Below are 10555 nucleotides of genomic sequence, written 5' to 3'. Positions count from 1 at the left end.
GGGGTCCCCCGCCGCCGCCTTTTTGGTGCGGCCCCCCGCGCTGCGGCGCGACCGCGTGGTGTCTTTAACCCCGGGGGGGGCGGGGGGGTCGCGGCCCCCGCGGCTCGGCTCAGCCGTTGATGCCGTAGAGGCGCTCCCAGTTGGCGCGACTGGTGAGTTCCGGCATGGCGGCGCGGTAGCGCTCCTGCAGCGCGGGCAGCTCACGACGCAGGCGGCGCAGCACACGGAACGTCCGCAGCAGCAGCTGGCGGGCGCGGGCCTTGTCGCGCTGCCGCACCCGGACGCCGGACTGCGAGGCGTCGGTGACCACGACGTGGTCGAACAGCGAGACGTGCCACCAGTGCGCGTCCTCGCGGGTGATCCCGATCAGGCCGTGCTGGGTGCGGCCGAACCACTGGTTGATCGCGCGCTTGACGAGCACAAGCGCTTCCCGGCTCGGCTCGCCGCTGGCCCTGCGCAACTGGATGTCCGCCGCGCGCACCGGCGGCGTCGCGGCCGGGTGCTTGATCGTCTCGCCGTAGTCGTTGCGGCTGGTGCGGGCGGCGGCCAGCGCGGCGATGCCGCCGTCGCGCAGGATCTTCGGACCCTCGAGGAAGTCCTCGATGCCCTGCAACGTCGTGTGCACCAACCCGTACTGCATGGCGACCAAGTGCTCGGCGATGTTGCGGAAGAGCTGCTTGGTGATCTTCTTGCCGTCCAGATCGGCGTGCATGGCTCCGACGATGAGCGAGTTGCGCGTGCTGAAGTAGCGCGCCCAGTCGTCGTAGTCCTTCCAGTAGAAGTCCGCGTGCCAGACCGCCGCGTTGGGCAGCGTGACGGTGACGAACCCGTGCTCACGCGCCCGCACGCCGTACTCGACGTCGTCCCACTGGAAGAAGATCGGAACCGGCAGGCCGATCTTCGCGACCACCTCGGCCGGGATCAGGCAGGTCCACCAGGCGTTGTAGCCGGCGTCGACGCGGCGCTCCTGGTTCTTCTTCAGCATGCTGGTGTTGCGCAGCGCCTTGGGCACCTTCTGGCCGTGCCGCAGCTCGTGCAGGTGCACCTCTTCGGCGCCGACGTTGAGGTAGTCGGGGTTGAGCAGGAACAGCATCTGCGCGCCGACCAGGGTGGGTTCCACGGTCAGGTTGGCGAAGGCGTTGAGCCGCAGGACCGTTTCCGGTTCGCAGAGGATGTCGTCGTCCATCAGGATGACGTCCGCGTGCTCGTTGACCGCGGAGACCTCGTAGAGACCGCGCGTGAAACCGCCCGCGCCACCGAGGTTCGGCTGCCGGATGTAGCGCAGCTTGTCGCCGAAGACGGGCTGCACCTCCTGGTAGCGCGGCCGGTCCTGCACCAGATCGGTGCCCTGGTCCACCACGTAGACCGCGTCGATCGCGGCGAGCACCGTGGGGTCGGAGGCCAGCGCGGCCACCGTCTCGGCGCAGTCGGCGGCGCGGTTGAACGTGCAGATGGCGATGGCCACCGGGCGCACCCGCTCCGGCGCGACCGAGGTCCAGGTGAGTTCGGAGATGCCGAGCTCGCCGCCGTCGGCGTCGAACTCCAGCCAGATCGCGCCGCCGTCGACGTACTGATCGAGCGGCGCGGTCAGGGTGAGCGGGCCGCTCGCGTCGACCTTGGCGGTGTCGACGATCCTGCGGTGGCCCGCGATGTCCGAGGCGACCAGACGGACCCTGGCCTTCTTCGTCACGTCGAGCACCATCGTGGCGCGCACCTCGGTGACGGTGGTCCAGCGCTGCCAGTAGCTGGCCGCGAACCGGCCGAAGTAGGTGTTGGTGTGGGCGGTGGCGCCCTTCTCCAAGCGCAACGCCAGTCGTTCCCGCGCCGCGCGGCCCTTGACCACCGCGTAGAGTTCGTCGCTCACCTTGGCCGATGGACCGGTGAAGATGCCCCGCTGCAGGACCATCCGGTCCGGCGCCCGATGATCGGCACGCAGCGAGGCGGGCGCGGCGGCGGGCGTAGCGTGATCGTTCGGTTCGGTAACGGCCTGGGTAGCCGACTGCTCCATGAAGTCCTCGAAATCCTCATTCTTGCCGACGGGACAGACACGCCCCTGGATGCCGTGCGCGGCGGGAGCGAGGATATCAACCGACGTCGGAGCCCGCCCGTCCAGCAACCAGGGGTATCACACCCGTTATTGTTGCTGACTATTTGCTGCTTTGCCGGTGAAGACGAATTTGTCGTACGCCCAATACCGGAAGACCACCGCGACGATCTGACCTACCAGTGTTCCCGAGATGTTGTCCGACAGCGGGCTGGACAGGTCGAGAACGTAGCGGGAGAACCCGAGGCAGCCCAGTTGCAGGCCGATCGCGACGACATTGAACACGGCGTAGAGCAGGTACTCGCGCGCCGGATTGTCGGTCCGCTTGTCGCCGAAGGTCCACCACTTGTTGCCGAAGTAGGTCACCACCGTCGCCACCGCGATCGCGATGATCTTGGCGGGCAGCGGCGCGTGATACAGCACGCCCTCGCCGCCCCAGAACACCAGCACGTTGTAGGTGCCCGCGTCGACGAGGAAACCGATCGCGCCGACCACCAGGAAGGCCGCGCCCTTGCGCAGCGCCGCGACCAGCTTCGTGATCAGCGACTCGCTCGACGGGACCGGGGCGGGCGCGGACGCCTCGGCGGACTCGGAGCGCTCGGGCGTCGACACGGGCTGCTCGGGGAAAGACACCGGGCGACGGTACCCCAGCACCCGAATGCCTCGGGTGCGCGCCGGATGTCCCGAGCCATGTACCCTCCCCCGTGTTCCCCATTCGCGCCGACATCGAGGAATGACCCCGGGTGGACTCCACCGAGCTTCGTATTGCCGCCGTGGTCCCGTGCCACAACGAAGAGGCCTCGGTGGCCAAGGTTGTCGCCGACCTCCAAGCCGCTGTGCCGGGAATCGTCGTCTACGTCTACGACAACCTGAGCACCGACCGGACCGCCGAACTGGCCCGCCAGGCAGGCGCGATCGTCCGCCAGGAACACACCAAGGGCAAGGGCAACGTGGTGCGGCGCGCGTTCGCCGACATCGAGGCCGACGTCTACCTGATGATCGACGGCGACGACACCTACGAGGCGGCCGACGCCCCGCTGATGATCAAGACGCTGCTCGACGGCCCTTACGATCACGTGCTCGGCGTGCGCAAACAGGACGCTTCCGGCACCGCCTACCGCGCGGGCCACGAGGCCGGCAACCGAGTGCTCAACGGCGTGGTCGGAAAGGTGTTCGGCGAGAACGTCGAAGACATGCTCAGCGGCTTCCGGGTGTTCTCCCGCCGGTTCGTCAAGAGCTTCCCCGCGGTCTCCCGCGAGTTCGAGATCGAGACCGAGCTGACGGTGCATTCGCTGCACCTGCGGGTTCCGCAGACCGCCGTTCCGGTCGGCTTCCGCGATCGCCCGGCGGGCAGCGAGTCCAAACTGCGCACCTACCACGACGGTTTCAAGATCCTCGCGCTGATCATCGGCTTGGCCAGGCACGAGCGGCCCGTCGCGTTCTACGGTCTGTTCGGCACGCTGAGCTGGCTGGTCTCGATCGTGCTGACCATTCCGATCGTCATCGAATTCACCAGGACGCACGAGGTTCCGCGCTTCCCCACCCTGTTCCTCGGCTTCACGCTGCTTCTTCTCGGCAGCCTGGCCTGGACCGCCGGGTTGATCCTCGACGGCATCCGCCGGTCCCGCCACGAGGCGGCGCGGCTGGTCTACCTGCGCTATTCGGCGGTCGTCGCGGAGGACGACCCGTTCCGAAACGGCGGTGACGCGTCGGGCCCAGGGGACGCGCGGTGACCACGTCCGCCGATCGCGGCAGCACGGTGGGGGCCGACGGGCACGAGGGGGAGCAAGGTCGGGACGCGTCGACGAACGGGTCCGCGAAATCGACCGACGGTGCGAAGCTCACGCCGGGCACGGAACAGGCTGCGGCCACGCGTGAAGAGGCCGCGGCCGACAGCACGAAGACGATCGACGCTTCGGACACGGAACAAGCCGCCGCGCGCGAAGAGGGTTCGACGTCTTCCGGCGCGTTCGGCACGGTCCGAAAGGCCGGTCTCGCCATCGTCACTCGCTTCGGCGCGGCGACCGTCGCGTTCGCGGTGATCACCGCCCTCTTCGGCTCGCTGTTCGCCGTGCTCTCCCCGCCGTTCTGGGGCCACGACGAGATCACCCAGTTCGGCCGCGCTTACCAGGTCGCGTACGGCGGCTTCCTGCCGCAGCAGATCGAGGACGGTCGCGGTCTCGCTTACGGCGGCGATGTGCCCGTCAATGTCGACGCGCTGATGGGCTATTCGTTCCGCGACTACCAGGACAACCCGCAAGAGCCGGACCCCATGGTGGCCGATCCCGGCGCGTACGACCGGCTGAAGAGCGCCCCGGTCGACTCGCCCATGACGTCGGTCTGGTTCACCAACACCGCCGCCTACTCCCCTGTGCCGTATGTGCCCGCCGCCGTTGGCATTCGGGCCGCGGGGCTTTTCGACCTGGACGTGGGCTCGATGGTGCTGCTGACCCGGCTCGCGGGTCTGCTCGCCTACCTGATCGTGGTCGGCTTCGGCCTGTACGCGCTGCGCGCGCATCGGGTGCAGTGGCTGGCGTTCACCGTCGCGGTGCTGCCGATCGCGGTGTTCCAGGCGGGCACGGTCACCGCCGACACGCTGACCAACGCGCTGGCCATCATGGTGTCCGCGTTGCTGATCAAGGCGCTGTTCCTCGGCAACGGCCTGAGCCGCGCCGAAACGGTCGCCCTGCTCGGCGCGACGCTGCTGCTGCCGGTCAGCAAGCCGACCTACGTACTGCTCGCCATGCTGGTGGTGCTGGTGCCGGTGGACCGCTTCGGATTCTTCGGCGGTGCGGCGGATTCCGGCTTCACCTGGCGCCGACTGGTGCCGTGGGCTTTCGCCGCCGGAGGCGCGCTCGCCTTCGCGGTCTGGATGAAGATCGCGGCGCCCACCGGCGACGGCATGAGCCTGATGCGTCCGCCGCACCAGTGGTACACCGTCAAGCCCGGTGAACAACTCGGCGAGATCCTCGGTGATCCACTGCATTTCCTGAGCGTCTTCGGCGACAGCATCTCCTACCGCGACCAGCGCTGGTTCACCCAGTTCTTCGGCGAACTCGGCTTCGCCTACATCGATGTGCCCGCAGTCGCGGTGCTGGCCTGCCTGCTCGCCTTCGCGGTGAGCGTCGGCATCGCGGACCGGATGAACCCGCGCACCGCCACCTTCGTGCGGACGCTGGTCGTGGCGCTCACGGTGGCGGCCAGCGTCGCGATGATCTACGTGACGCTGTACATGTCGTTCACGCCAGTTGGCTACTACATCATCGACGGCGTGCAGGGCCGCTACTTCGTGCCGCTCGCGCTGGTCGCGTTCGCGGCGCTGCTGCGCTGGATGCCGTTGCGGCTCACCGACGCTCGCGGGAAGACGCCGACGCGGGGACCTGCGGTGACGATTGTCGTCGCGAGCTCGGTCGCGCTGATCGCCTCGGTCGCGAAGTACAGCACCATCGTCTGGGGCTGAGCCTTCCGAGCCGCACGGTGGCCGGCGTCCAGCTCGGGGCCGGCTTCGGCGCGACGGTGGTGTGCGCGGTCGCCGCGGATCGTCGAAATGGCGGCTACCGCTGTCGCAGCGGGCAGATCTAGGGATTCACCGGGCCCGGCCGGTGAACTACGCGAGGTCCAGGGTCTGCTCACCAGCCGCCGTGTAGGCGCGTTCGGTCGCGGCTTTGTCCGGACGCCACCAGGATTCGTTGTCGCGGTACCACTGGATGGTGGCCGCCAGGCCCGCGCGGAAGTCGGCGTAGCGCGGGGTCCAGCCGAGTTCGGTGCGCAGCAGGGTGGCGTCGATCGCGTAGCGCTGGTCGTGGCCGGGGCGATCGGTGACGTGGTCGAAATCGTCGGGGTCGCGGTCGAACGCCTCGAGCAGCATCCGCACCACGGTCTTGTTGTCGAGTTCGCCGTTCGCGCCGATCAGATAGGTCTGGCCGACGCGGCCGCGGTCGAGGACGTCCCACACCGCGCGGTTGTGGTCGTCGACGTGGATCCAGTCGCGGATCTGATGGCCCGCGCCGTAGAGCCGAGGACGCACGCCGTCGATCAGGTTGGTGATCTGGCGCGGGATGAACTTCTCCACGTGCTGGTACGGGCCGTAGTTGTTGCTGCAGTTGGACAGCGTGGCGCGCACGCCGAACGAGCGAGTCCAGGCGCGGACCAGCAGGTCGCTGGACGCCTTGGTCGCGGAGTACGGGCTCGACGGGTTGTACGGGGTGGACTCGGTGAAGGCGGGCGCGTCGGGGGTGAGATCGCCGTACACCTCGTCGGTGGACACGTGGTGGTAGCGCACGTCGTGCCTGCGAACGGCTTGCAGCAACGAGTAGGTGCCGACGATGTTCGTCTGCACGAAGGGCCACGGCTCGGTGAGCGAGTTGTCGTTGTGCGATTCGGCGGCGAAGTGCACCACCGCGTCCACTCCGCTGACCAGCTCGTCGACCAGGTCGAGATCGGCGATGTCGCCGTGCACGAATTCGATGCGGTCGGCCACCGGATCGAGCGACGCCTCGTTGCCCGCGTAGGTCAGGGCGTCCAACACGGTCACCCTCGTGCCGGGCCGCTCGGCCACGGTCTGCTGGACGAAATTCGCACCGATGAATCCGGCGCCGCCGGTTACGAGCAATCGCACGCTACGACCTTACGTGGGCAGGCACCCGACTTCTATGGCGGAGGGCTATCAAAGGCTCTAGCCCGAAGAGTGTGACCTTCGTCTCTTTACATTTCGCTAGGAGAATGACGACCGGTTTGGTTCGCCGCCGAAAACCCTGGATTCGGGTGCACGTTTCCGGGACCGCACCAAGCCGTGAGGCGCAATGGTGAACAAAATTTGAATTAACGGTCACAAACGGTTCACCACGCGTTAGCTGCTCTAGATTTCGATCATCTAGTCCCCTCCGAACGCTTCACATCGAGGTTCCAAACAAAATGCTGATGAGGAAATTCGCCGCCACCTCGGCGCTGCTGATCGCCGCGCTCGGCGTCACCGCTGGCGCGGTCAACGCGTCGCCCACCGCTCCGGCCGCTGATGCGCCGATCAACTTCACCGCCAGCTCCACCGACACCCAGTCCATCATCTCCCTCGACTCCGGCTCGCTGGTCGTCGAAGACGACGCGCTGAAGATCAAGGCGGCCGACGGCACCGTCGTCGCGGGAACTCCGCTGAAGTTCCGCGTCGACGAGTTCGAATTCCCGATCGCCGCGGAGATCTCCGACCGCACCGCGACCCTGACCCCGCAGCTCGACGTCGACAAGGCCGTGTACAAGCCGGTCGCCCTGCCCTACGAGGACAAGGCGCCCTGGAAGAGCGAGTACGACCGTGAACTCGCCGCGTTCAACCGCATGAAGGACACCATCGGCATGGGCGCCACCATCGGCACCCTGGTCGGCGGCCTGAGCGGCGCGGCCGTGGGCTGCGTCCTCGGCGGCATCGCGGGCGCGACCGTCGCGTCGGCCACCATCGTCGGCCTGTTCGGTCCGTTCATCCCGGCCGCGGCCATCGGCTGCATCGGTGGCATCCTGGCCGTCGGCGCGCTCGGCACCCTCGCGGGTCAGATCCTCGTCACCGCCCCGGTGGCCATCGGTGCCGCGATCCAGTACTTCGCCACCATCAACCAGCCGTTCGTGCCCCCGGCCAAGTAATTCGAACGGCTTGCCGCACAACTGAATTCGCGCGACGGAGTCGCGCTTCAGCAGGCCCCGCCCGGTCCGACCGGGCGGGGCTTTCGCATGCCGGGCGGCCCGACCTCGACGCACCCGCGCCACGACGCGGCGCACATTCTCCGCAACCCGTTCGGTTCCGCTGTGTTCCGCGCCACCGCGCGCTTGACCCGAACAAAAGTTCAGGTTCTACCGTCGAGGCGGAGCCGAGGACCGAACGGCTCCGAACAGGGAATTGTCGAAGCGGATGGTAATCGAGTGAACACAATCTTAACAATACCGATTCCTATGGTTACCAATTGTTTGCGCCTGAGCGCACAATTCCCGGCACATCGCGGATAAGGGGATACGGACAAATGCTGATGAGGAAATTCGCCGCAACCGCCTGGCTGCTGGTCGCCGTCGTGGCGAGCACCGCGGGCACCGCCATCGCGGACACCGAGGGAGCGGGGTTCACGGCGAGCGCCGATGGGCCCGCCGCGACCGGCCACACCGAGACGGCGCGCTTCACGGGGAGCGCCGACGGCACCGCTGTGACCGGCCACCCCGAGACGATCGGCTTGACGCCACGCACCGATGGCATTCCCGTGACCGGCCACCCCGAGACGATCGGCTTCACGGCGAGCACCACCGGCGACACCGCCGTGATCGGCATCGACGCCGGAGCGCTCGTGATCGCGGACGAGGTCCTGGAGATCCGGGCCGACGACGGCACCGTCCTCGCGGGCACGCCGCTGAAGTTCCGCGTCGACGACTTCGAGTTCCCCATCGCCGCGGAGATCTCCGGCCGCACCGTCACCCTTACGCCGCGGCTCGCCCTCGACGAGGCGCGCTACCGGCCCGTCGCCCTCCCGTTCGAGGACAAGGCCCCGTGGAAGAGCGAATACGAACGCGAGCAGGCCGCATGGTCGCGGATGACCAGCACGATCGGCCTGGGCGTCAGTATGGGCGCGCTGCTCGGCGGACTCGGCGGCGCGGCCGTCGGCTGCGTCCTCGGCGGCATCGCGGGCGCGACCGTGGCGGCAGCCACCATCGGCGGACTGTTCGGGCCGTTCCTGCCCGCGGCCGCCGTCGGCTGCCTCGGCGGCATCGCCGCGATCGGCGCGCTGGGCGCGGTCGCGGGTCAGTTGTTCGTGACGGCTCCCGTCGCCATCGCGGCGGTCGCCCAGTACTTCACCACGATCAACGCGCCTTTCCCGGCGAAGTGAGCATTTCAATCCCGTAGGAAACGGCGCGCGCCCGATACTCGAGCCCGATCAACGCGCCGTTCCCTGCGACGTGAGCCGGTCCCGCAGGAAGCGGCGCGCGCCGATGGTCGCGTAGCCGCCGGTCAGGGCGACCAGCGCGGCGGCGACACCGCGGTGGATGTCGCCGCGGACCACGTGCGCCGTTCCGCTCGCGGTGTCGAGGACGTCGACCATGAGAGCGAGACGCTGCCAGCGCGGTCGGTCGGCGGGCGCGGCGGTCAGGTAACCGAGACCGAGCGCGAGCGCGCGGGCGCCGAAGATCCGGGTCATGTAGCCGAGTTCGGGAGTCGGGCGGGTCAGCGCCAGGCGCGCCGCCGTGCGCGGCGCGGCCAGCGCGGTCGCGCCGAGCGCGATGCGACCGTAGGCGAGCGCCGAAAGAGCCCGGTCGAGTGTCGTCGGGGTCGTCTCTGTAGCCACCATGAGCTCAGCCTGCCGAAACGCGACATCGGAGTCGATTACGTCAGAGGTAATACGACAGCATCCCGCCCCGGGCGCGGGCCCGGGGCGGGACAAGACTCGTCCGGCCGACCGTGATCAGGCCGTCCGAGCCTGCTCCAACTGCTCGAACCTGGTGCGCACGAAACGCGCGACCCGGCCGAGCGCGGCCCGGGATTCGGGCAGGTTCGGCGCGATGCTCATGAACGCGTGCACTTGGCCGCGCCACAGCTCGACCGCGTGCGGCACGCCCGCCGCGACGAGCCGCCGCGCCATCAGCTCGCAGTCGTAGCGCAGCACCTCGTCCTCGGCGGCGATCATCAGCACCGGCGGCAGCCCGGCGAGCGCGCCGTTCACCGGCGAGAGCAGCGGATCGAGCGCGCCGTCGATCTCCGCGCCGAGTTTCACGACGGCTTCCAGCGCCGACAGCGGGATGTACGGATCGCGCGCGACGTTGACGTACTCGCGCTTGGCGGCGTAGTCCAGGTCCAGCAGCGGGCTCAGCCCGATAAGTCCGGCGGGGACCGGAAGTCCGGCCTGCACCGCGCGCAGCGCGGTCGCGAAGGTCAGGTAGCCGCCCGCCGAATCACCGGCGAAGACGATCCGGGCCGGATCGGCGCCGTGCCGCAGCAGCCAGCGGTAGGCGGTGAGGCAGTCCTCGACCGACTCGCCGATGCTGCCGACCGGCAACTGCCGATAGTCGACATTGACCACCGGAAGACCGATGCGCCTTGCCAGGCTGGCCGCGACCGGCCGGTGCGTCTCCAGTCCGCACACCGCGAAGCCGCCGCCGTGCATGTACAAGACCGCGCCGTGCCGCAGCGCCCGCGCCGCGCCGGACGGGCGCACGATCTCCATCCGGAAACCGCCGAGGGTGACCTGCTCGCGTTCGATGCCGCGCGGGGCGGGGCGCAATCGGGCCAGCCCGTCGATGGCGAAGGCGCCGACGGGAATGGTGGCCCGGGTGATCGGGGCCATCCGCAGCATCGGCCGCACCACACCGCGGCAGGTCGCGAGCAGCAGCCGCGCCGCGGCGCTTGGGCCGTCCGGATTCATCACGATGGCGGAGCCGTCGGCCCTGGTCGCTGTCATCGCGCACCTACCTCACACTGGCGCGCCGACGACCGGACGGAGCCGAACCCCATTCGGGCGAGGCCACGGGCGAGAGTCGACGCTGACATCT

Annotated in this window: 9 protein-coding genes; 4 read left to right on the top strand and 5 right to left on the bottom strand. The window is 68.8% G+C overall.

The genetic code is table 11. From position 1 onward, the window contains the following. Window positions 1–109 precede the first annotated feature (109 nt). Both AB0H49_RS30285 and AB0H49_RS30280 read right to left on the bottom strand, forming a co-directional pair. The gene (locus AB0H49_RS30285; RefSeq protein ID WP_357256237.1) at window positions 110–2008 is read right to left on the bottom strand and encodes a glycosyltransferase; all 1899 of its coding nucleotides are present in this window, start codon (window positions 2006–2008) and stop codon (window positions 110–112) included. Between the two features lie 126 nt (window positions 2009–2134). Beyond that, window positions 2135–2677 carry a GtrA family protein gene (locus AB0H49_RS30280; protein ID WP_357256236.1) on the bottom strand — a complete coding sequence of 181 codons (543 nt, stop codon included), beginning with the start codon at window positions 2675–2677 and terminating at the stop codon, window positions 2135–2137. Between the two features lie 110 nt (window positions 2678–2787). Between AB0H49_RS30280 and AB0H49_RS30275 the strand changes: the two genes are divergently transcribed. Further along, window positions 2788–3777 (top strand): glycosyltransferase, encoded by a 990-nt coding sequence (locus tag AB0H49_RS30275; RefSeq protein WP_357256235.1) that lies wholly within the window; start codon window positions 2788–2790, stop codon window positions 3775–3777. Beyond that, window positions 3774–5504 carry a DUF2142 domain-containing protein gene (locus tag AB0H49_RS30270; protein WP_357256234.1) on the top strand — a complete coding sequence of 577 codons (1731 nt, stop codon included), beginning with the start codon at window positions 3774–3776 and terminating at the stop codon, window positions 5502–5504. The genes AB0H49_RS30275 and AB0H49_RS30270 overlap by 4 nt, the downstream gene beginning before the upstream one ends. A gap of 147 nt (window positions 5505–5651) precedes the next feature. Here AB0H49_RS30270 and rfbB read toward each other — a convergent pair whose 3' ends face one another. Next, window positions 5652–6662 (bottom strand): dTDP-glucose 4,6-dehydratase, encoded by a 1011-nt coding sequence (gene rfbB, locus AB0H49_RS30265; RefSeq protein ID WP_357256233.1) that lies wholly within the window; start codon window positions 6660–6662, stop codon window positions 5652–5654. Between the two features lie 296 nt (window positions 6663–6958). Here rfbB and AB0H49_RS30260 point away from each other — a divergent pair, with 296 nt between their 5' ends. After that, the gene (locus AB0H49_RS30260; RefSeq protein WP_354998123.1) at window positions 6959–7672 is read left to right on the top strand and encodes a hypothetical protein; all 714 of its coding nucleotides are present in this window, start codon (window positions 6959–6961) and stop codon (window positions 7670–7672) included. 605 nt (window positions 7673–8277) lie between these two features. Next, on the top strand, window positions 8278–8898 hold the full coding sequence (locus tag AB0H49_RS30255; protein WP_357256243.1) for a hypothetical protein: 621 nt from the start codon (window positions 8278–8280) through the stop codon (window positions 8896–8898). A 48-nt stretch (window positions 8899–8946) separates the two neighbouring features. On the opposite strand, the gene AB0H49_RS30250 is transcribed toward AB0H49_RS30255, so the two are convergent. Next, on the bottom strand, window positions 8947–9357 hold the full coding sequence (locus AB0H49_RS30250) for a hypothetical protein (RefSeq protein WP_357256232.1): 411 nt from the start codon (window positions 9355–9357) through the stop codon (window positions 8947–8949). A 114-nt stretch (window positions 9358–9471) separates the two neighbouring features. After that, on the bottom strand, window positions 9472–10464 hold the full coding sequence (locus tag AB0H49_RS30245; RefSeq protein ID WP_354998126.1) for an alpha/beta hydrolase: 993 nt from the start codon (window positions 10462–10464) through the stop codon (window positions 9472–9474). Window positions 10465–10555: the final 91 nt, after the last annotated feature.

The sequence above is a fragment of the Nocardia sp. NPDC050713 genome (genome assembly GCF_040654315.1).
GTDB lineage: Bacteria > Actinomycetota > Actinomycetes > Mycobacteriales > Mycobacteriaceae > Nocardia.
This window is presented reverse-complemented; position numbering and strand designations above follow the sequence as displayed.

Bases quoted from the DNA above. Each gene is read 5' to 3' on its own strand.
- AB0H49_RS30285 (WP_357256237.1), bottom strand. From the start codon at position 2,008: ATGGAGCAGTCGGCTACCCAGGCCGTTACCGAACCGAACGATCACGCT.
- AB0H49_RS30260 (WP_354998123.1), top strand. From the start codon at position 6,959: ATGCTGATGAGGAAATTCGCCGCCACCTCGGCGCTGCTGATCGCCGCG.
- AB0H49_RS30250 (WP_357256232.1), bottom strand. From the start codon at position 9,357: ATGGTGGCTACAGAGACGACCCCGACGACACTCGACCGGGCTCTTTCG.
- AB0H49_RS30245 (WP_354998126.1), bottom strand. From the start codon at position 10,464: ATGACAGCGACCAGGGCCGACGGCTCCGCCATCGTGATGAATCCGGAC.